The organism is Tichowtungia aerotolerans (assembly GCF_009905215.1).
GTDB classification, from domain to species: domain Bacteria; phylum Verrucomicrobiota; class Kiritimatiellia; order Kiritimatiellales; family Tichowtungiaceae; genus Tichowtungia; species Tichowtungia aerotolerans.
In genome coordinates this window covers 3,691,439-3,712,368 of record NZ_CP047593.1, presented here as the reverse complement: position 1 = coordinate 3,712,368, position 20,930 = coordinate 3,691,439, and the positions used below count along the sequence as shown (strand labels likewise).

Sequence of the window (20,930 nt, the reverse complement as noted above, 5' to 3'; positions counted from 1 at the left end):
TGTGTATCTGTTTGCGCGAACTGCACACAGGATGGCATGTGAAATGCTTTTTAATCTGTCTTCTTCGTTATTTTGGGAAACAGACAGGTTGAGAGGGGTCTCATGCAAATCATTCAACACTGCGGGGGCGTGATCCGGCGAGCCGCCGTTTTTGTTCCGTTTTTTATTTCATCAACAGCAGTTGCTCAGGATTCCTTGTTGGAGATTCCTGCGGATTCGGGACGCATTTCCACGCTGCAGATTGGATTGATCTGCGGGGTCATAGGACTGCTTCTTTTGCTGGCGTTGAGTATTTTTCTATTGCTCAAATATCGGCGACAGTTTCTTTCGTTTTCTCAAAAGTGCGAGGATCTGTTGCCGGAACTGGATCACACCAACCAGGAATTGACTCAAATGACGAACCGGTTTGCGGACACGCTGGAGTCACACAGCCGTATGCTGGACGAGTGCGGCGCTGCAGTTTTCAAACTGAACGATGCCGGCGAGTGCATCTATATCAATCAGGCGATGGAAGCGCTGTGCGGGCGTTCTAAACAGCAGATTCTGGAATCCGGATTGATTAGTGCGGTTCACCCGGAAGATCGGGAGCGGGTCGGAGAAGAGTGGCGGAGTTTTGTTTCTGTTGAATTGCCGTATCAGTCGGGGTATCGGCTGCAAAGGCAGGATAGAAGCATTGTATATGTTGCAGAACGCGGTTCTGTGATTCGCGATAAAGATCAGTCAGTTCTTGGCTATTTTGGGCTTCTGGTGGATGTAAGCGCTCAGGAGCTGAGGTGTCAGCAGGCTCATGCTTCAGAACAGCGCAGCGAATTCATGTGCCGGACTGTGGGCAGTTTTTATGAATTGCGCCCCGATGAGCCGATTGTGATGGACCAGCCGGCTGAAAAAGTGGCCGACCGGATTCACCGGCAGATGAAGCTGGTAACCTGTAACCGCGGACTGGCTGAGTTTTGCGGTCGATCCGTCGAAGAACTGACTGGAACCGCACTGAAAGATCTGCCAGGCGGATGCGGCCTGTTTGAAAATCCCGATGATATTCAGAAGTTTTTAGAGGGCGGCTTGAGCGTACAGGACGAAGAACGGGTTTGCTCCAATCATCGCGGTACACCGCTCTATTTGCATAATGATGCCTGGGGAATAGTGGAGGATGGAAAGCTGGTCTGCATTATGGGGGCACAGTATGACATCAGCGAGCAGAAGCGCGACAAAGAACAGTTTGACCAGCAGTTGGCCTTTTTTCAGCGTATTCTGAACACGTTGCCCGGAGATGTGTTTATCAAAGACTCCCGCTGCCGCTATCAGTATGTCAGCCGTGGTTTTGAAGAGCGTACTGGCGTTCCGGTTGCGGACTGGATGGACAAAACCATCTTCGAAGTGCTTCCTGCTGTTTCACGCGATGCAAATGAAATCGGTATTCAGGCGATGAAGAACGGTGAGCTCTGTCGTAAAGTGGATTCCAAGCCGGGATCGGATGGGACAGAATGGGTTGAAACTATTGAAAATCCGCTGTTGAGTGACGACGGTGTGGTGGAGGGCGTTGTAGGGATTACGATCGATGTGACGGATCGTACCCGCCGTGAACAGGAACTGCAGCAGTCTGAATCCTGTTTCCGAGGTCTGGTTGAGAATAATCCGTTTGGAATGATGATGGCCGATGCATCGTCGAAACGGATTTCGTATGCCAATCCGGCTTTCTGTGATCTGTTTGGCTATACTGCAGATGAGATACCCCGCCTTACAGTAGGTGATCTGCACTCGCCGGGATCACGTCGCCAGGTTTTAGCAGAGTGGGCGGTGCGTGCAGAGAATTCTCAGCGTTTTGACAATGCATTGTCCTGTGTTCGTAAGGACCGGTCGGTTGTGTTTACTGATCTCGGGGTCACTACAGGATCCTTTGGCGGTTCGGAACGGATGATTGGGATCTACAGTGATGCAGCACCCCGCAAGGCCGTTGAGGCGGAGCTTGAGAAGCAGCGGGATCTGCAGGCTGGAATTCTGCGCAATGCGTCGATGCTTGTGGCGACAGTTGATCCTTCAGGAGTGGTTCGTTCTGCCAATGATGCATTGCTGGAACTTCTTGGAATGGATGAATCAGCGGTGGTGGGACACTCATATGTTAAAACCCTGGTCTGTAAAGACGATCGGGATCTGCTCAAAAACGCCTTCTCGGAAAATGCTTCTGAGCGGAAGAAAGATTATGAATACCGTTTGGCGACAGCAGGAGGGACATTCCTGACCGTAAACTGCCGGATCCAGGAACGGGAAGACGTGTATGGCTTTACTGTTACCGGAATGGATGTGACCCGTCAACGGACGCTGGAGCAACAGCTGAGTGCTGAATGCGATGAACTCCGGAATCGTATTGCGGAGAGGGAAAGTCAGGTGACCGCGGCCCGTACCGCGCGTGAGGAATCCCGACAGCTTTGCGATAAACTGATTGCGGACCTCGAGAAAATGGAGGAAACGCTGGCCGGGAAGGTGAAGCATTTTGAAAATGATTTGGAAGCGTATCGCCTTCGTGAAGAGACCCTGAATAAGACCGTTTCAGAACTTGAGACGCAGAGAGAAGCGCTGGAAGAAACACTCGAAGCGCGGTTGGAGGAACTTCAGCAGGAGTCCGGGCAGCGCGAGCAACTGGATACTCTGCTGCAGCAGACCCGCGAAGAATTTGCCGCGGAGCGGATGCGTTTCGAGTCGGAAACCGGTCAGAAAATCGCCGGTTTGACCGAGGAACTGGAGGCTCGACGCGCCCGGGAAGAGGAGTTGACTGCTGAATGTGCTAAACTGAACAGCAGTCTTGCTGAGATCAAAAAATCGTTGCAGGAGCGCTCCATGGAGCTGGAGTCCAGCAGTTCGGAATGGAAGGCCAGAGAGCACGAGCTGTTGAAGGTCCGCGGTGAACTGGAAGAGCGTGTCGAAGAACAACGGCAGCAGATTGAAAAGGCGGCATCAGAACGTACGGCTCTGGAAAGCGAGCTGAAGGCATTGCGTAAGGAAGCCGCTGCCGGACGTGAAACGTATCAGGTTCGGATTGAGCAGCAGACCGCTCCGCTGAAACAGGAAGTGAACCGCCTGAAAGAACGTGCACAGGAGCTGGAAGCCGCTCAGGAAGAAAACAACCGGCATCTGGAAGAGCTGAACAGTGCTCTGGAGGAACGCACCGCCGAATTGGAAGCTGCTGTTGCGGCACACAAGGAGCAGGAACAGTCTCTGCAGGAAACCCGCCGGCAGATGGAGGAAGAGCTCAAAAATCTTCAGGAAAAACTGGGGCGGGAATCTGAGCAGAGTGGCCAGCTGGATGAGCTGCTGAAGAAAACCCGCGATGAATTTGCTGAGGAACGGGGTCGCATTGAGGCTGAATTTACGCAGACAATCGATGGTTTGAAATCAGAACTGCAGGCGCGGACTGCTCATGAAGATGAGCTGACCGCAGAATGTGAACGGTTGGGTAAAAACCTCGCAGAGGTATCGTTAACTCTTGAGGACAGATCCGGAGAGCTTGAGTCCAGAATTTCCGAATGGCGGTCGCGGGAGGATGAGTTACTTCAGGTTCGCAGTGATCTCGAAGAACGGATTGCTCAGCAGGTCAAGGAACTGGAACAGTCGGCATCGGAGCGCAGTTCTTTGGAACGTGAGCTGGAAGAGCTCCGTAAGGAGGCGGCGGCCGGCCGTGAAACCTATCAGGTTCAGATTGAGCAGAAAACAGTGGCGCTTGCAAATGAACTGAATGAGCTGCGTGAGCGCGAAAAACAGCTGAAGGCGGCGCAGACAGAATCAAGTCATCAGCTGGCTGAACTGGAGTCATCACTTGCAGAGCGAACAGCTGAGCTCGATGCCGCCGTTGCTGCACGCAAACAGCAGGAGCAGGCACTGCTCGAAACCCGCCGGCGTATGGAAGAGGCTGTTGTTCAGGAAAAGAACCGATTGGCGGAACAGGTCAAACAGTTTAACGATGTCAAGGCCGCCAGCCGCGACACAGAAAAAACGTTGCGGCGCACTGAAGCTGAACTGCAGCAGCGAGTAGAAGAGCTGGAGGTAATCGTTGAACAGCGCACTCGCGAACTGGCCAACGCTGCTGACCAACGGATTGATCTGGAAAATCAGATTGCGGAAACCCGTGAGGCTGCCGCTCAAGAGCGGGATGCGGTTGAAGAGCAGATTCAGCAGCGTACTCGTGAGCTGAAGGAAAAACTTAAACGTCAGCATGAACACGAAGATCAAATCAAAGCGGAACAGGCAGAGCTGTCTGCTCAGTTGATTCAGACTCAGGAAACGCTGGAAAAACGGACGGCCGAGGTCTCTTCATTGCAGAAGGCAAAGGAAGAACTCGAAGGGATGGTGAAGCTGGAAAAAGACGGCCTTGCTCACCGAATCAGTTTGTTTAAAGAGGAGATGCAGGAAAATCGTCGGGCTCAGCAGTCCTTGCAGGAGCGGGAAGAAGAACTTCAGTCGGAGATTGATTCTATACGTCATAAACTGTCCCGTCAGGAAAGAATGACGGTGCAGGAGGCGGATGCGCGTCGAATCGTCACGCAGGAAGCAGAGCGGTTGCGTAAGACGATCGAAGCCAGCGGGCGTAAGGTCTATGATTTTGCTGAAGACTTAACTGCACCTCTGGAACCAGTCGTACAGTTGTCTGCAGCGGTTCTTGATGATGATGATGACCTGCCGAGCGGACTGCGGACCCGTTTAAAGAAAATCAACCGCTGCGGGCAGCGATTGCAGTCGATGCTCAACTATCAGCAGGAGCTTTTTCAGCTCGAAAACGGTGGAATTCACCTGCAGCCGGAGCCTTTTGTCCTGAATACATTTTTAACCGGACTGACCGACGAATTTACTGAAAAAGCAAAAGAGAGAAGGCTGTTTTTTGCCCTGAGCCGTTCGAGCAGTCTCCCGCCGACAGTTTGTATTGATCCGGCCGGGATCCGACAGGTATTGGACTCTCTCTTTGACCATGCACTCGAAAAAACGGACGGGAAGGGGCGGGTCGGACTGCATGTAACATGCGAGAATCTCGACGAGCATCATAAGAAAATGGAGTTCCTTCTGGTGTACAGCAGTCTAGACCAGGATGCCGCAGTGACCGGGGGGCTGTTTGATTCCAATAGTGAGGAAAAGCCGACTCGCGAAATGAACGAAGAGGAATTGCGTCTTTCTTTGACTCGCCGCTATGCAGAACTGCTCGGCGGAACTCTGTGCCTCCAGGAACCTTCAGAGCTGACAAAGCGGCTGAGTTTCTCTTTGCCGGTGGAGTTCAGGGAGGAAAGCGAAACGGCTCCTGAAGACCTTGCTGCTGAGAACGGGCAGGAAAAACTCGAAGAGGTTCATGCTTAGTCATCAACATTGCCGGGTTGAATGGCACTCAGCTTTGAGGTAGGCTTTCGGCATTCTTCAGCCGGAGGTGCCCATGAGTTCTAGACGCAGTTTCATTCGCAGGATGACAACCTTTACCGGCGCATTGATGTGCCGCGATGTGTTTTCGGCCTCTGCTCCTCTTTTGGCCGATCGGTGGGGAGCGCTGCTGCCGCAGCGTGCATTAGGCCGAACCGGTGAGCGGATCACCATGCTGGGAGTGGGTGGATTTCATATCGGCTGGACCTCGGAACGCGATGCTCAGGAAGTAATCGAAACGGCTATCGCCGGAGGAGTTCGATTTTTCGATACGGCCCATAACTATGGAAAAGGACTCAGTGAAGAGCGTTATGGACAGTTTCTGGTTCCAAAATATCGTGACGATATTTTCCTGATGACCAAGTCTCAGGCCGCAGACCGCGACGGAGTGCTTCGGGAATTTGACCTGTCCCGAAAACGTCTGGGTGTGGATTCTGTGGACTTGCTGCAGCTTCATTCTCTGAAAACACCGGATGATGTCGTTTCACGGATCGATAACGGTGTTCTGGACGCACTGACTCAAATTCTGGAATCCGGCGGAACGCGTTACGTTGGCTTTACCGGACACCAAAACCCGTATGCCCATCTTGAAATGCTGAAACGCGTTCCCGAACAGTCACTGTTTTCCACGCTTCAAATGCCGATCAATCCAGTTGATGGCGCTTCCGAGCACAGTTTTGTCCGCCAGGTCCTTCCGGATGCTGTTGAGCAGGGGCTTGGCGTTTTGGCAATGAAAACGCTGGCGGACGGCCGTTTTTTCGACCGTAAGGAAGTGAATGGAAAGGTTCGCTGGCAAAGTGATACGCCGGTTATTCCAACGGCTCTTTCCGTTTCCGATGCACTTCAGTTTGCCTGGTCTCTTCCGATCAGCACGTTGATTACCGGAGCAGAAAACAAAGGCCTGCTGGAAGAAAAAATCGAACTGGCCCGCTCATTTTCAGTGTTGACGGATGCTGACCGCCAAAAACTGCTCGAACAGGTTCTGGTCGTTCCAAATCGTACTGCAGTTGAGTATTACAAACAGGTTGGTTAGAGCCGTTCTGCCAAAATACCAGGTTCTGGAAAAACAACAGCCAGTGACTCAATCCATTTCCAATGTTTGGAACGGTGTGTATGATCGTTCGAAAAGGAATAAAAATTGATGAGTAAAGCATATATTTTTGATATGGACGGAGTGCTGTGCGACTCCGAGCCGTTTATTGCCGAGGCCGCTGTTCGCATGTTTAAGGAAACCCATGAAGTAGATGTTCCGGAGGAGGATTTTCTGCCTTTTGTCGGATCCGGCGAAGATCGTTATATCGGCGGTGTGGCCGAAAAACACGGCATCATCCTGAACCTTGAACGCGACAAAGCCGAGACCTATCGCCTGTACGGCGAGTGTGTGAAGGGAAAGCTCCAGGCTTTGCCGGGAGTAAAGGTGTTTATTGAAAGTGCCCGGGCTGAGGGAATTCTGCTGGCGGTGGCCACCAGTGCCGACGAAGTGAAGCTCAAAACCAACCTGCATGAGATGGACCTCGACGAGAAGCTGTTCGATGCGCTGGTCAATGGGCTGGAGATTGAGCACAAGAAGCCGGCCCCGGACATTTTCCTCGAAGCAGCCCGGCGGCTTGGCGTTGATCCGGCGGATGCAACGGTCTTTGAAGATGCGGTTAACGGCGTGCAGGCCGCCAAAGCCGCCGGCGCACACTGTGTCGGAATCACATCCTCCTTTACGGCCGACGAACTGCTGTCCGCCGGCGCAGACGAAACCCGCAACGGGTTTGAATAAAACCCATTATTGATCGGGTCCGATAATGGGCGGCGGTGTCCAGCCTTTCGGGGCGTTGCCGTTGCCTTCTTGCCAGAAGGCCGGCGGAGCGTCTTTACTCAGTTCGTCGAGACGGCGGCTGAGGCGGTCGGTGATTTCAGGATAGGCTTTGCCTTGTTTGTGGGCGTTGGCTTTTTCGTACGGATCTTGTTCGAGATTGAATAGCTCGTAAACCCACGGGCCGTTTTTAAGCGCGGTGCGTCGCAGCTTCCATGGCCACTGGATGATGGCGCCGCGCCGCAGGCGTTCGCTGTCCTCGACCATGAAGACGATTTCCCTGCGGCCGGTGCTGTCGGCGTTGTCGAAGAGGACGGGCGCGAGGTCTTCGCCATCAAGCGGTTTGACGGGCATTTCGGCCCCGGCGAGTTTTCCAAAGGTTGGAAGAAGGTCGACGACGTGTGCGAGTCCGCGGACGGTGCGGCCGCCCTCAATTTGTCCGGGCCAGTAGGCGAAGGCCGGAACGCGGACTCCTCCTTCGTAGTAGGAGCCTTTGCCGTCGCGCAGCGGACCGTTGTCGGCCTGATGGCGTTTGGGGCCGCCGTTGTCGGAAAGGAAAAAGACGAGGGTGTTTTCGGTCTGTCCGGCGTCTTCCAATGCCTGGATGATCCGTCCGAACTGTTTGTCCATGGCGGAGCACATGCCGAGCAGTCGGCGGCGTTCTTCGTTTTCTACATTGGCATAAGGTGCCATATATTCTTCGGTGGACTGGTTCCATGCGTGGACGGCGAACATGGGGTGGTAGAGGAACAACGGTTCTTTTTTGAAGTTGTGTTTTTCGATGATGCGGACGCAGTCGTCGCCGAGCAGGTCGGTGGCATAGCCTTCTTCGCGGATGGCTTTGCGGTTGCGGTGCCAGTCGAGTCCGCCCTGCCATTCGTGCGTGAAGTGGTCAATCGCGGTGTAGAGTCCGTAGTGGTAATCAAAGCCGCGTTCGGTCGGCAGATAGGCGGCTGTTTCGTGGCCGAGGTGCCATTTTCCGACAATGCAGGTGGCGTAGCCGGCGCTTTTCATGACGTTGCCCATCGTGGTTTCGTCGAGCGGCAGGCCGTAGTGCAGATGGTTGAGGATGACGCCGGAGGCCATGCCGGAGCGGAAGGCGTAGCGGCCGGTCATCAGTGCCGCGCGGGTTGGGGTGCAGATGGCCTGGGCGTAAAAATGATCGAACCGGACTCCGGCCTCGCTGATGCGGTCGATGTTTGGTGTACGGGCCAGATCCTTGCGGGTGGCTTTGTCTTCAGCTGACTGGTTGTAGCCGAGTTCATTCCAGCCGAGGTCGTCGGCCATGATTAAAACGATGTTCGGTTGCTTCTGACTGTCAGCCACAGAGGCAGTGACTGACGCTGCCATGATTGCTGCCGTTAATATCTTTTTATCCATAGCTGTTTCCTGAAATTTTGAGTTTTCCGATTTCAACCTTCAGGGTAACGGTTGCTGCTTATGGCTGTAAATCGATGTGGTTTTCAGAAATCTGTCTTAAATTGACAATTATCGCTGTTTCTTTTTCGGGGTCAGGGTGTGGATGCAGGAGTTCGTCAGATGCTGTTGGTTTTTACGGTACTGAAGCGGAGAAAGTTTAAAGTGCTGCTTAAACAGGCGGGAAAAATGATCGGGGGAGACAAAGCCGCACTGAAAGGCAATTTCGGATACATTGAGTCTGGTATCGGTGAGTTTTTCTACAGCGTGTTGCAGGCGGATGGCCCATAGATAACGGATCGGAGTGGTCTGCAAATGTTCTTTAAACAGCCGGATGAGATGTCCTTGTGATACAAAGCAGAACTCTGCCAGCTCGGGCAGGGTGAAGGGTTCCGTGTAATGGGTTCCGATGAAGTCCTGGGCCCGCTGAATGGCTGATGGCAGGCTTTGGCTTTGATTGGACGGGATTCCGGCGGAGTAGAAGAATTCGGCAAAGATCATTTCCGCGATCTGGTTATAGAGGTTTTTTGCGGCTTCGTTTTTTTCTTCGTAGAGAGTTCGAGCCAGATCGGTGAGCGGTTTGATTCTGGGGCTGGTTTTTATGTTGCGGGGAATGCCTTCGTACAGGCGGACGGTTTCTTCGGAGAGGGTGACGCCGGCTGCAGTGCAGAAGCCGTGATGCGTATGTTCCGTTTCCGAATATTGGAAATGTTCCTGATGGCCTGGCAGTAACAGACAGATTTCGCCGGCGTGCTGTACCCAGTGTTCCGAGTCGACCTGAATGGCAACGCTCCCTGTATATGTGTAATGCAGCTGAAGGTTTGTTTGCCAGCGCGACAGTGTGCCGCCGGGGTCATAAACATGATCGTCAATGCGATAGAAAAGAATGTTGGATGCCGTTTTCATACGTGTGCTGATGTGAGTTTTAGTCAGATTTCGAATAGTCCCATCCATGGACATTTGAGTCAATATCGGGTTCTCTATTTATGAGATTATGCAAGGGGCTTGATTCGAGTGTTGTTGGTATACAGCTAAGAAAAAGGAGGAATCAGATGAGAAAAATAACGGCAGGGTTTGCGGTTTTATGTTGTGCGGTGGCGGTACAGGCCACGGTTATTGTTTCAGACAGTTTTAGTGGAGATCCCGGGATTCTTAATGACCGTGTGACGCCGGTCGGGGAGCTGGTCTGGGCAGACACCTACAGTCGGGCACAGCTTGCCAATGATCAGGTTGAGGTGAGTGTCAACAACCAGCTGGCCTTGGTGCAGACAAACGCTTTGACTGGCGGTTTGGGAGCAAAGGTTTCGGCAGAGTTTTACCTGAACGGTGCCGGGCTGGCTGGAGGTTATGGCGGGGCGACGGTTGGCATGTCTGACGGGAGCGGTACGCTGGCGGTTGCTTCCGGCGATGGGATTTCCATGAGATTGGTTACAACGGCATCCAATACCGGAAAAATTTCGCTGGTGGTGAGAAATGGAGGCGTTGTGATTTTCAGCGGTGTCAGTGACAGCAGCTTGCCGGGATATGATACAGATCCGATTCAGTTATCGGTGAGTTTCGTGAATCTTACGGTGATCGGAACTGCATCCAACATAGTCACCGGTGCGTCTGTCTCAAAGACAATAACATTAACGTTCGACCAGGCGGCTTCTTTGGCCATGGATCGTTTTGGGTTTAATACAACCGGATATCAAAGCGGTACGGTGATTTGGGACAACTTTGCGCTGGAGCAAATCAGCTATATTCCAGATTCAATTGAGGTTTCTGATGATTTTGACAGTGCTTCCGGGGATCTGAACGGTCGGGTGACGCCTGTTGGAGAGTTGACGTGGAATGACAATTTCAGTCGAGCATCGCTCACGAACGATCATGTTGAGGTCCGTGTTAATGATCAATTGGCCTGGGTGCGGGCGAACATGCTGGTGAGTGGGTTCGGGGCGGAAGTTTCTGCGGACTTTTTTCTGAATGGAGCCGGATTGGCCGGAGCTTATGGCGGGGCGACGATCGGTATGTTTGATGGGGATGGCTCCTCGTTGGCGGCTATTGCCGGGGATGGAATTTCCATGAGGCTGATTACGACCGCATCTAATACCGGCAAGATTTCTTTGGTTGTCAAAAATGGCGGGACTACCGTTGTCAGTGGGCTTAGTGACAACAGTTTGCCAGGGTATGATACGGATCCAGTGCGGCTGTCATTGAGTCTTGAAGGTTTGACCGTGACGGGGGTTGCGTCCAATACAGTTACCGGGGCATCTGTTGCAAAGACGACCACATTGACTCAGGAACAGGCAGATGCTCTGTCGATCAGCGGTTTCGGGTTCAATACAACCGGATACCAGAGCGGTACTGTGTTGTGGGACAACTTTTTACTGAATCAAAGTGGCGGGGTATTGGAACCCATTGGATCGGTTACTGCGGAGCTTATCAATTCTGACCTCGTTTTCAGTTGGCAGGGAGATGCTGCAGGGACATATGCGTTGCAATCCCGTGAAAGTCTGGTTTCCGGGGATTGGAGCAATGTGGTCGAAAATATATCCGGCGTAGATGGTCAAATGGCGGTGACAAACGAACCCGGCGGTTTGCAGGCATTCTACCGCCTGATTGGTGAATAATTCATTGCGGTATTCATTCCGGATCTTCAGGTGAAGGTTCGGGATGCGTGTTTTTTGCCGGAGAGGTCGCCGGCAATTTTTTTACAGGACTGTGTTGCGTTAGAAATGACATGAATATTTTTTTTACAGTATTGCTTTTTATTTCGCTCAATGCTTTTTCAGAACGATTGTATAATGGGATCCAATTGCCGTCTGATTGGCCGCCTGAGCAGTTGGATGCCGCATCAACAGATCCAATGCCGGTGCCCTATCTTGAGTGTCCTCCCGAGATCATTCCAATCGATGTGGGACGGCAGTTGTTTGTGGATGATTTTTTAATTGAACAAACCAGTCTTGTGCGGACATTCCATTATCCGAAGAAATACCACGGGAATCCGGTATTGAAACCGAAAAACTCTTTGGAGTGGACCGAAGGGAGTGGAAGGGGTGTGGCTGCGCCGCTGAGTGGAGCTGTCTTGTGGGATGAGGAAGAGCAGGTTTTTAAGCTCTGGTATAATGCGGGCTGGCACGGCACGATCTGCTATGCGACCAGTAAAGACGGGATCGAATGGGCCCGCCCGAAACTGGATATTGTTCCTGACACGAATCAGGTTTATCCGGCAGATCTGCGGCCTGACTCAACAACTGTCGTGCGGGATTGGTGGACAGAAAACTCTGCAGGAAAATATAAACTATTTGTTCGTGAGCCCGGCGGGTTGGGCGGCAAAGGCGGCCGCTGTTTTGAATCTCCTGATGGAATCCATTTCGGAAATTCTGTCTTAACCGGGAATATGGGAGATCGCAGCACGATTTTTTATAACCCCTTCCGGAAAAAGTGGGTTTTCAGTATTCGATCAGCTTTTCGCGGACGATCCCGGCATTATTGGGAAAGTGAAGATCTGATGGCTGATAATCAATGGGAGCTGGATGAAGAGAATTACCGGCAGGGCCGCTGGAGCCCCGGTCAGCCGGTTGTATGGGCCGGAGCCGATGCGTTGGATCTGCCGGATGCGGATATTGGACTCAAGCCCCAGCTTTATAATCTGGATGCGGTGGCTTATGAAAGCATCATGCTCGGGTTCTTCCAAATCTGGCGAGGGCCGAATAATAATGATTGTCACGGTGTTCCCAAAGTTACGGAGTTGAACTTTGCGTACAGCCGGGACGGATTCCACTGGGATCGTCCAGACCGGACAACCGCGATCGAAGCCTCTCGGACGGCAGGCGTATGGGATCGGGGTTATATTCAATCGGTGGGAGGTATCTGTACGGTTCGAGGAGATCAGCTCTGGTTTTACTATTCCGGAATGGAAGGCGATGAATCAATCCCCAAAGGCATGTATGCGAATGGAGCGACGGGGATTGCTGTTCTAAGACGAGATGGCTTCGCATCGATGAAAACCCCAGATGATAAAGGAAGCCTGATTACACGTCCGGTTTTGTTTTCAGGGAAGCACTTGTTTGTAAATGCTGATGTTCCTGAAGGAACATTGAAGGTGGAGATGCTGGATGTAGACGGGAACAGCATTCCTCCGTTTGTGTTGGAAAACAGCCATGTTTTTACCGGGGACAGCACCGTGTATGAGATGACCTGGGATGATGGTGCGGATTTGTCCGTGCTTGCCGGAAAGCCGGTTCGATTCCGTTTCGTACTGGAGCGGGGTGATCTTTATTCTTTTTGGGTCAGTTGCGACAGAACGGGCCGGAGTGACGGGTATGTTGCTGCCGGCGGCCCGGGATTTAAAGACCCGAAAGATACGGTTGGGGCCGCATCGCTGGTTGCAGAACAGAAGATCAGATAACTGCGGGTACAAGTTTTTAAGAGAATAGGAAGGTATTGTAGATGATCAGGGCGATCGGTTTATTTTTATTTGCTTTTTTGGTCGTAGGCGCGGTTGCAGAAACTGAAGTCTGTGATCATTTCAATACGACCCAGGCCGGAGAAGTTTTGGCCGGAAGAAGGCTGGGGGACTGGGTCTGGCGAGATAGGTTGAATAGAACATCATTAAACGACGGCCGTGTGGAAGTTCGCCAAAACAATCAGCAGGCCTATGTTGTGGCACATCCGTCTGAGGGCGGATCCTGTGTTCTGGCTGCTAAGGTGGATTTAAGTCAGTCGGATCTGGGTGGAGCCTACGGAGGGTTTTATCTGGCAATGACCGATGATGCGAACTCTGCTTTATTTGCTACCTCCAGGCAGGATATTTTATCGGTCCGTTTGATAACTGTGGGACCGCACGCGGGAAAATTGCAACTGAAGATTTTGGAGGGAGACAGCGGGTGGACTTTCACTCAGCTCAGTGGAGTTTTGGCCCCCCGGATGTTGTCAGGTGAGCTGTTGATTTCTCTGGAATATAATCCCGCCAGCCTGACGGCCAAGGCGGTTGTATCAAGCACCGCCGGAGAAGAGTCCGTTTCGGTTTCGGCAGAGATTCCATCCGGGCAGGTTGGACAGCTGAAATTCACGGCGTTTGGTTTTGGGGTTTCCGGGTATAAGTCGGGGACAGTTGGTGTGGATGAGTTCGTGTTGAAACTGTCGTCTGTCGTGCCCGGTCCTGCGGCGGCACTGCGCCGGTTGCTGCAGGGCGCACCGCTGGATGTTTATATCTGTGCCGGGCAAAGCAACATGCTTGGCTCGCGGTCTCAAAGAAACCAGCTCCCTGATTCGCTTCAGGCAGTGCAGCGCGAGGTGTTTGTATTTGACGGGGTTGATTGGCTCTGGTTGGAGCCTCCGGAAAAAGGATTCGGCCCGGAGGTGACTTTTGCGGATGTGCTCAGTCAACAGAGTTTTCGCCCGATCGGCATTATCAAACACAGTAAAGGGGGAACCAGCCTTGCTGTGGATTGGGATCCCGATGATCCGAATTCATTATATGCAGGCCTTAAAAATAAGGTTCACGCAGCTTGTGAATCCCGAAGCGTGAAGATTAAAGGTATGATCTGGATGCAGGGAGAACGGGACAGTCGGGAAGAAGAAAAGGCATCAGCTTATGCCGAGAATCTGGCGCACCTAATCCAAACGGCTCGCGCTGATTTCTCAGCACCCGATATGCCGTTTGTTGCCGGTCGGGTAAACCCTCTGTATCCATATGTGGATCTGGTACGGAGTGCTCAGGAGGACTGCATGGAAAAAGCATATGCTTATATCAATTGCGATGATTTACCGAAAAATGATGATCATCTTCACTATACTACTGCCGGGCAGATTGAATTGGGGAAACGGTTTGCAGAAACCATGCTGGGCCTTGAATGATGGAGTGGTTGGCTTTTACAGAACGGTTGATTCCGCTCGATTCTCAGCTCAGTTCAGCAAGGTTTTCGATTGTCTCTGACTCCATGGCCACGGACGTTGTTTTGGCTGCCATGTTGAAGGATCAATGGATGCGGCGTGGTGATAGGCGGTTTTCAGGTTGATCGGCGGCACTTCAATGCCGACGACGTTGCTGGTGAACAGAAACAGACCTTTTCCGCCATCAGTGTAGTCCATGCAGTAGTCGATTTCGTCTTTGGCTTCTTGCGGAGTACCGAAGGGCAGGGTGCGGGTGATGGAAAGCCCGGCCATGAAAAGCATGGTTTCGCCGTTGGGGCCGCGACGTTTTGCCAGTTCATAGGGATCAACGCCGCACTCATACTGAAAGCCCTGGAAGCCGGTGTAGCCGGCGTCGATCATATCGTCGATGATCGGCATGACGTTTCCGTCGCAGTGATGAATCAGCCGGATCCCTTCGTTTACAAACGGTTCGAGTGCGTATTTGGAGTGCGGCCAGTAACTTTTTTTTAGATATTTCGGGGAGCACATAGGCCCCATCTGGTTGCAGATGTCGTGACCGGTGAACATCATGCGCGGCAGGTCGTGTTTTTTGATCATCTCGATGTGATACTGGTTCTGACGGCGCGCGATGACGGCGGATTCCCAGAAGATTTTTTCAACGGCCTCGGGATAAAAGGCGATCGCCTCCAGAAAAGCCTGATAGCCGTAGATGGCGAAAAGGGTAAAATTTGCGGAAACGCCCCAGTCGTTGGGGATCAATGTAAAGCCTTTGGTGTTTTTCTGGTGCATGTCGTACACGGCGTTAAGGTTGGCCTCGAATTTTTTCTCATTAAAGCGTTCGGCCAGAACCCGCTCTTCGGTATCCGGAATCTGTTCGGCGTATTCGAGCAGGGCTTCCGGTTCAATGTGGGCAAACTCTTCTTCGCGCACTTCGCCCTGATGGTTTTCATCGAGGTTAGCCGGGTCGGGAATTGCGGGCGGGACGAGGCCGTCGCAGCAGAGGGCATGGTTGGCGGCAAGTACGCCGCCGAGCGGGTCGGTCTGATAATCTTCAATGCTGATTCCGGCAATCTCTGCAATGTTGCGGGCACCGAGCGCCCATCCGCCGATCAGCGGAATGTGGTCAACCGGTTCGCCTGCGAGCTGTCTGAATATCCGTTCTTTACTGGTCATTTACCTGCTCCCTTTCTGAAAAATGATGAAACAGATTTAAACCTGTTGCAGCTCGGGTGTAAATGGATCTGGTTGCTGAAAAAGAATACATAATAAACATTAATGCTGACTTGTTGCGCTTTTATTGTATTTTTATTGCATGAAATTAGCAGATCGGGTTTCGGGGTTTCGGATTGACGATTGTGTGTATCCGGCGGGCGGGACATTGGGACCGCGCGTACAGACGTCACTCCAGCTCTTTTATGTGTACAGCGGTTATTGTGATGTTTTTGTGGACGGGCGTGAGCAGCGAGTGGGGGCTGGGAAAATCATGCTGCTGCTGCCGAATCATGTAGAACAGTTCCGGTTTGCCCGTGCGGAAAAGACGCACCACGGCTTCTGTTCCGCATATGATGCAGAGCTTTCAGATCGTCAACTCAGCGATTATCAGGCATTGACTGGCGTATTTCCAATGTCTGGAAAAATTCGGGAGCTGACTGATTGGGGCAAAACACTGAATGTCCGAACGGATGCTTCGGCGACAAATCTTTATGAGCAGATTGCAGTTCTGCTGTTTGCTGAGTTTTTCGATAGTACCGGGTATCCCCGGCAGGCCGTTCCGTTGCCGGAAGCGGTTGTGCGGGCGCAGGAACTGATCGATTCCCGTTATCCCGAGTCGCTGGATCTCGCCTGCATAGCCCGAACGGGTTGTGTTTCACCGACCCATCTGATTCGTCTTTTTAAAAAGTATCTCGGGATTACGCCGGTGGAGTATCTCTGGAGAGTTCGCACGGAAAACGGCCGGCGGCTCTTAGTCGAAACCGGGCTCAATGTTTCCGAGATTGCCTATCGCTGCGGCTTCAGTGCTCCGTATCACTTCGCCCGGCGATTTAGGGAGCGCTATGAAACCAGCCCGCGCGCCTTCCGGGTTGAGCAATGGACCGGATAATCCGTTCGGCCTTGTTCTCGCCTGGTTGCTGCTGAATTTGTGTTGTCATTTTGCGTATATAATGATAAAAATATCAAAATTAATAAACATATAATATTTGAGAGGCCGTGCGATGCGTGTTTTTATGATGGTTGTGTTTTGTCTGGCGGTTCCGGTGCTTTATGCGCAGGTGGACTCCGCTCCGTTTTTGGAGAATTCGCGGGTTTATAACCCGCTGGACTACGGTGCAGATCCGACAGGAACCACGGATTCGTCCCCGGCATTCAATGCTATGATTGCAGATATCGGTGCCGATCCGCAGGTCGAGGTGTTTATTCCGCCGGGCCGGTTTCTGCTGAACAGCCGGGTGACGTTTCCGGTGAGCGATAACAGCTTTCAGCATGGTGTGTCGATTCGCGGCGGAGGACAGGATGCAACAGAGCTTTGGGTGAATAATGCGGTCGGCGGACTGTTCGTTGATGCGTCGGGGATGACTCGTCTTTGCGTGCAGCTTTCAGATCTGTCGTTTGTTGCGATGCAAACCAATATTACAACCGCTTTCGAGTTTGAAGCCGCAGATGCAGGCGATCCGCTGTGCCGTCAGCTGATTGTCGAGAATGTGTATATTACCTCGCCGATTCATACCTCGCCGAATTTTTTTGCAACCGGGATCAAAGCAACCAGTGCGTGGGGCGCCCGGTTTGTTAATGTGACCATTCGTAAGCAGGGCGAATATGTGGATCCGGTTCGCCATCCGGAATACGGGATTTTCCTGCAGGACTGCCGTGCACCGGTGATTCGCGACTGTCATATCAACAAGGTGCAGACCGCGATTTATCATGGGAAAGTTAATTCCACGGCTCGCGAAGCGACCATTGTAAACACCTATCTGGTCGGTGTGGATGTTGCGCTGGATCTGCAGTTCCGGCAGAAGGGCGAAGGCTGGCCGCTGCCGAACGTGCATATTGACAACTGCCATTTCAACTATTACGACGTCGGCGTGAATGTGGTCGGAGCCCGGCAGGTGAATATCAGTCATGTTCTTTTCTACTGCAGCGAACGGGACGGAAGTCAGTGGTACAACAACGGCTCAACCACCGCGGACTATGACCCGGTTGATGTGGATCTGGTTTACGCATCGAATGTAACGATTGACCACTGCCTTTTTGTGGAGCCGGCCAGTCCCCGGAGGCGGGCCGTGCAGATTTCCTCCGACAGCAGCTATGTGCTGCTTTCCGGCAATCAGTTTAATATGGAGGGAACCGCAGTATATAATCAGAGCAGTAACAGTATTTCCTGCATCAACAGCGTCTTCGGCGGGATGGTCGGCGATTTCAGCGGCGGCGGCGCATGGCTTACACGCTATGTCGATACAGCCGGAACAATGATTACGGACGACCTGAACTGAGGACGGATGAATGAATTGTAAAAAGATAGTCCTTTTGCTCAGTTTCGTCGCGGGAATCGGTTTCTGCGCAGAAGATGATTTCCTGCTGGCCGGACAGTTGAACGGGGCTTCGTTTGATCTGGCGTGGGAAAGCACGCCGAATGAGATGTATCTGGTTTATGATACCAGTGATCTGAACTCTGCCTGGCAGCTGCACGCCTATAAATTCGGATCGGCGGACACAAACCTGTCTTTCTACAGTTTTTCGCCGTACGGCGCGCCTCGTCCGGCATTTCTTCGGGTGTATCAGGGCGGCGAACTGCTGGCGGTCGAGAACTGTACCCGGGCTGTCTCCAGCGATAATATCGAGGACGGGCACCATAGCAACCGCTACACATCGAATCCCTATACGGAATATAATGACAGTACCGGCTGGGAGGTTTATGTGGCCGCCGGCGACATGTGGTTTGATTTGCCGTCCGCCGGGGCCGATGATGTGACGGTTGTGACGCAGGGCGGTATCCTGACCAATATGGTGACGGGAAAACGGCTGGATTTCACCGCGGTTCTTCGTCCGCCGAATGATGCGCAGCCGGTCGGAGCTTTCTGGGGGCTGGGCCTGTCGTACGGGACCGATGAGCAATGGCCGGCGTCTCTCATTTCCGTTGAGTTGGAGGACAACGGCGCTGCCCGCTTTTACTGGGATGGCGAGCTGGCGGCAACCAACTGGATTCCGGACCGTGATGCGCGTTATGTGTCCATCACCTTCAACACGGTTTCCAAACGGGCTGCCGTGACGGTGAACGGCGTGGAGTATTTTTTTGCGACCAATGCGGTGTACGATACCGCGGCGCCGGTTCAGATGGTGATGCATGCCGCCAAGCCCGCGGGCGATCCGGCGCTCTTTCGGGTGGATCGCTATCTGACATCTGCCCTGAGCACGTCTCAGCAGCGGATTGTTGCGGAGACGTCTGTCTTTAATCCACTCTATTTCGGCGCCGATCCGACCGGCACAATGGACTCTGCGCCGGCGTTTGAACAGATGCTGGAAGTTCTGGGAAGCTCGCGGCATTCCGAAATCTTTATTCCGGCTGGAACATATCTTCTGAACTCCCCTGTGGATATTCCAGGCATTGGAAACACTTCGCAGTACGGTATGCAGATTCGCGGCGGCGGGGAGGAGGTGACTCAGCTTCTGGTGAACAATACGTCGGGTGGATTGCGGTTTGCAGGGACGTCGATTTCATGGATGCAGCTGACCGTTCGGGACCTTTCGCTGGTGGCAATGCAGCCGGGAATTGAGTACGCCTTTTTTATGGACCTGCCTCCGTCCGGCGTGACCCAGAACCGCAACCTGAACCTGATTAACATGAATGTCCGCTCTTCGCAGCCGGGTGATGGAAACTATTTCAAGACCGGCTGTCTGGTGTGGAACTCGTGGTATCCGAAATTTGAAAACATCAAGGTGTTTGCCGATGGTTCGGCATCCAACGGAAACTGGTCCGCACAGGTCGGCCTGGATCTGGAAGATTGCTACAACCCGATGATCGGTGACTGCATTTTTTCCGGTGTGGCAACCGGAATCGTTTACGCCGCTCCCTATAAGTTTCCGGAAGACGGGAAGGTGAAGAATACGCTGTTTGATGAATGCTCGACCGGTCTGCTGATCGATATTGGCGATCCGGGTGACGGCTGGGCCGAGCCGGCGTTTCACGTCAACAACTGCGATTTTAATTTCCGGGACTACGGTATTTATGTGAACGGGATGCGGCAGCTGTTTTTCAGCCACAACAGTTTCCAATGTTTGGATACGCAGGGCAGCGCATTTCTCGGAACCGGTGTCGCCCGCGACTTTTCTCCGACCGATATTTGTCTGAATTACGGGTATACCGCTGTGATTGATCATAACTTTTTCAGTGGACCGTCCACGACCAACCGGATTGGTGTTGATGTCCGGTCTTCCAGCGGGTACGTGAGCATTCTCGGCAACCAGTTCGATATGGAAGGCGCGGCCGTTGCATATAACACCGCCAATCCGGTGTTTGTTCGAGACAATCTGTACGGCGGGCCGCAGGGCGTTTCCGCAACGCTCCGGAAATACATCGCTCCGTCGGCCAATGAAGCGCTGCTCGACGGAGGATTCGAAGCGGGCTTTTTCGATTCGGATGAAAACGGATATGAATATCGTCCGTCCGGAACCCCGTGGGATTTCTCCGGAGGCGCGGGTTGCAGTGAAGCCTCCACGGCCTTCACTTCCGGAAACCCGGCTCCGCCCGAAGGTGCTCAGGTGCTTTTCCTTCAGAACGTGGGGCAGGCTTCTCAGGCGCTGATTCTGGAAGAGGGAACCTATGCGGTATCCTTTTATGCGGCCCAGCGGCTGAACAGCGGCGCACAGACGCAGCAACTGCAGGTTTTGCTGGGCGGGGTTTCAGGTGGGACGTTTCAGCCGACCGCGTCCGGAACCTACCAGCCGTTCGAGGCGGTCTTTACGGTTCCGTCTCAGAGCATTCGGGCGTTGGTGCTGAAGGGCCTGGGCGTGACGGGATACGATGTGACGGTTTTTGTGGATGAGATTCGGATTGTAAAACAGTAAGACGATCTATCCGACGTAGAACCAGGTGCCGTGAACCTTTTTGAACTGTGAGCGTTCATGATGGCGGTCGGTGCCGTTCGGGCCGATGAATTCTGCGATAAATTCAACCGTTCCTTCGGTGTCGGAGCGATCGCCCGCTTCGGTGCCGAGTACATGAAGCCGCTGCCACTGCACCTGTTTCATCCAGTGGCGGATATCGTCGGCCAGCGTGCGATCCCGCGATGCGGGCAGGGTGGTTTCAACGAGATAATCGACATCCTCCAGTACATATGCGGTGTAACGGGAGCGCATCAGCGTCTCTGCTGTTGGTGCCTTTTTGCGTCCGGCAATCCATTTGCCGCAGCATTCCTGAATTCGTTTCCCGCTTCCGCAGGGACAGTCCATTGTTTTCATGCAG

The 20,930-nt window shown here is 52.9% G+C and carries 13 protein-coding genes; 9 read left to right on the top strand and 4 right to left on the bottom strand.

Translation table 11 applies throughout. From position 1 onward, the window contains the following. Window positions 1-102 precede the first annotated feature (102 nt). From GT409_RS15195 to GT409_RS15185, 3 genes are all read left to right on the top strand, one after another. A complete protein-coding gene (locus tag GT409_RS15195) occupies window positions 103-5,334 on the top strand; it encodes a PAS domain S-box protein (protein ID WP_160629900.1) in 5,232 nt (1,743 codons plus the stop codon). A gap of 73 nt (window positions 5,335-5,407) precedes the next feature. Beyond that, window positions 5,408-6,424 carry an aldo/keto reductase gene (locus GT409_RS15190; protein WP_160629899.1) on the top strand — a complete coding sequence of 339 codons (1,017 nt, stop codon included), beginning with the start codon at window positions 5,408-5,410 and terminating at the stop codon, window positions 6,422-6,424. A gap of 108 nt (window positions 6,425-6,532) precedes the next feature. Then, entirely contained in the window at window positions 6,533-7,159 is a 627-nt protein-coding gene (locus GT409_RS15185; protein ID WP_160629898.1) for an HAD family hydrolase, read from the top strand. 6 nt (window positions 7,160-7,165) lie between these two features. Here GT409_RS15185 and GT409_RS15180 read toward each other — a convergent pair whose 3' ends face one another. Next, window positions 7,166-8,575 (bottom strand): arylsulfatase, encoded by a 1,410-nt coding sequence (locus GT409_RS15180; RefSeq protein WP_160629897.1) that lies wholly within the window; start codon window positions 8,573-8,575, stop codon window positions 7,166-7,168. Window positions 8,576-8,683: 108 nt separating this feature from the next. Then, a complete protein-coding gene (locus tag GT409_RS15175) occupies window positions 8,684-9,517 on the bottom strand; it encodes an AraC family transcriptional regulator (RefSeq protein WP_160629896.1) in 834 nt (277 codons plus the stop codon). 146 nt (window positions 9,518-9,663) lie between these two features. On the opposite strand from GT409_RS15175, the gene GT409_RS15170 reads away from it, so the two are divergent. The 3 genes from GT409_RS15170 (at window position 9,664) to GT409_RS15160 (ending at window position 14,455) form a co-directional block, all read left to right on the top strand. Then, the gene (locus GT409_RS15170) at window positions 9,664-11,223 is read left to right on the top strand and encodes a hypothetical protein (RefSeq protein WP_160629895.1); all 1,560 of its coding nucleotides are present in this window, start codon (window positions 9,664-9,666) and stop codon (window positions 11,221-11,223) included. A 110-nt stretch (window positions 11,224-11,333) separates the two neighbouring features. Beyond that, a complete protein-coding gene (locus tag GT409_RS15165; protein ID WP_160629894.1) occupies window positions 11,334-13,004 on the top strand; it encodes a glycosyl hydrolase family 32 in 1,671 nt (556 codons plus the stop codon). A gap of 188 nt (window positions 13,005-13,192) precedes the next feature. Further along, window positions 13,193-14,455, top strand: coding sequence for a sialate O-acetylesterase (locus GT409_RS15160; RefSeq protein WP_160629893.1), 1,263 nt, complete (start codon window positions 13,193-13,195; stop codon window positions 14,453-14,455). 48 nt (window positions 14,456-14,503) lie between these two features. Here the strand turns inward: GT409_RS15160 and GT409_RS15155 are convergent, their stop codons facing one another. After that, window positions 14,504-15,646, bottom strand: coding sequence for a uroporphyrinogen decarboxylase/cobalamine-independent methonine synthase family protein (locus tag GT409_RS15155; RefSeq protein ID WP_160629892.1), 1,143 nt, complete (start codon window positions 15,644-15,646; stop codon window positions 14,504-14,506). Window positions 15,647-15,785: 139 nt separating this feature from the next. Between GT409_RS15155 and GT409_RS15150 the strand changes: the two genes are divergently transcribed. The 3 genes from GT409_RS15150 (at window position 15,786) to GT409_RS15140 (ending at window position 20,533) form a co-directional block, all read left to right on the top strand. Then, window positions 15,786-16,574 carry an AraC family transcriptional regulator gene (locus tag GT409_RS15150; protein ID WP_160629891.1) on the top strand — a complete coding sequence of 263 codons (789 nt, stop codon included), beginning with the start codon at window positions 15,786-15,788 and terminating at the stop codon, window positions 16,572-16,574. A 124-nt stretch (window positions 16,575-16,698) separates the two neighbouring features. Continuing rightward, window positions 16,699-17,961: a glycosyl hydrolase family 28-related protein gene (locus GT409_RS15145; RefSeq protein WP_160629890.1), complete on the top strand. Its 1,263-nt coding sequence runs from the start codon at window positions 16,699-16,701 to the stop codon at window positions 17,959-17,961. A 10-nt stretch (window positions 17,962-17,971) separates the two neighbouring features. Then, window positions 17,972-20,533 carry a glycosyl hydrolase family 28-related protein gene (locus tag GT409_RS15140; protein ID WP_160629889.1) on the top strand — a complete coding sequence of 854 codons (2,562 nt, stop codon included), beginning with the start codon at window positions 17,972-17,974 and terminating at the stop codon, window positions 20,531-20,533. Window positions 20,534-20,539: 6 nt separating this feature from the next. Here the strand turns inward: GT409_RS15140 and GT409_RS15135 are convergent, their stop codons facing one another. Continuing rightward, window positions 20,540-20,926 (bottom strand): YchJ family protein, encoded by a 387-nt coding sequence (locus GT409_RS15135; protein WP_160629888.1) that lies wholly within the window; start codon window positions 20,924-20,926, stop codon window positions 20,540-20,542. Between the last annotated feature and the right edge of the window lie 4 nt (window positions 20,927-20,930).

What these genes read in the sequence shown, in the direction of transcription:
- GT409_RS15185 (WP_160629898.1), top strand. Translation starts at nt 6,533, where the DNA reads ATGAGTAAAGCATATATTTTTGATATGGACGGAGTGCTGTGCGACTCC.
- GT409_RS15190 (WP_160629899.1), top strand. Translation starts at nt 5,408, where the DNA reads ATGAGTTCTAGACGCAGTTTCATTCGCAGGATGACAACCTTTACCGGC.
- GT409_RS15175 (WP_160629896.1), bottom strand. Translation starts at nt 9,517, where the DNA reads ATGAAAACGGCATCCAACATTCTTTTCTATCGCATTGACGATCATGTT.
- GT409_RS15140 (WP_160629889.1), top strand. Translation starts at nt 17,972, where the DNA reads ATGAATTGTAAAAAGATAGTCCTTTTGCTCAGTTTCGTCGCGGGAATC.
- GT409_RS15170 (WP_160629895.1), top strand. Translation starts at nt 9,664, where the DNA reads ATGAGAAAAATAACGGCAGGGTTTGCGGTTTTATGTTGTGCGGTGGCG.
- GT409_RS15165 (WP_160629894.1), top strand. Translation starts at nt 11,334, where the DNA reads ATGAATATTTTTTTTACAGTATTGCTTTTTATTTCGCTCAATGCTTTT.
- GT409_RS15155 (WP_160629892.1), bottom strand. Translation starts at nt 15,646, where the DNA reads ATGACCAGTAAAGAACGGATATTCAGACAGCTCGCAGGCGAACCGGTT.
- GT409_RS15195 (WP_160629900.1), top strand. Translation starts at nt 103, where the DNA reads ATGCAAATCATTCAACACTGCGGGGGCGTGATCCGGCGAGCCGCCGTT.
- GT409_RS15180 (WP_160629897.1), bottom strand. Translation starts at nt 8,575, where the DNA reads ATGGATAAAAAGATATTAACGGCAGCAATCATGGCAGCGTCAGTCACT.
- GT409_RS15135 (WP_160629888.1), bottom strand. Translation starts at nt 20,926, where the DNA reads ATGAAAACAATGGACTGTCCCTGCGGAAGCGGGAAACGAATTCAGGAA.
- GT409_RS15150 (WP_160629891.1), top strand. Translation starts at nt 15,786, where the DNA reads ATGAAATTAGCAGATCGGGTTTCGGGGTTTCGGATTGACGATTGTGTG.
- GT409_RS15145 (WP_160629890.1), top strand. Translation starts at nt 16,699, where the DNA reads ATGATGGTTGTGTTTTGTCTGGCGGTTCCGGTGCTTTATGCGCAGGTG.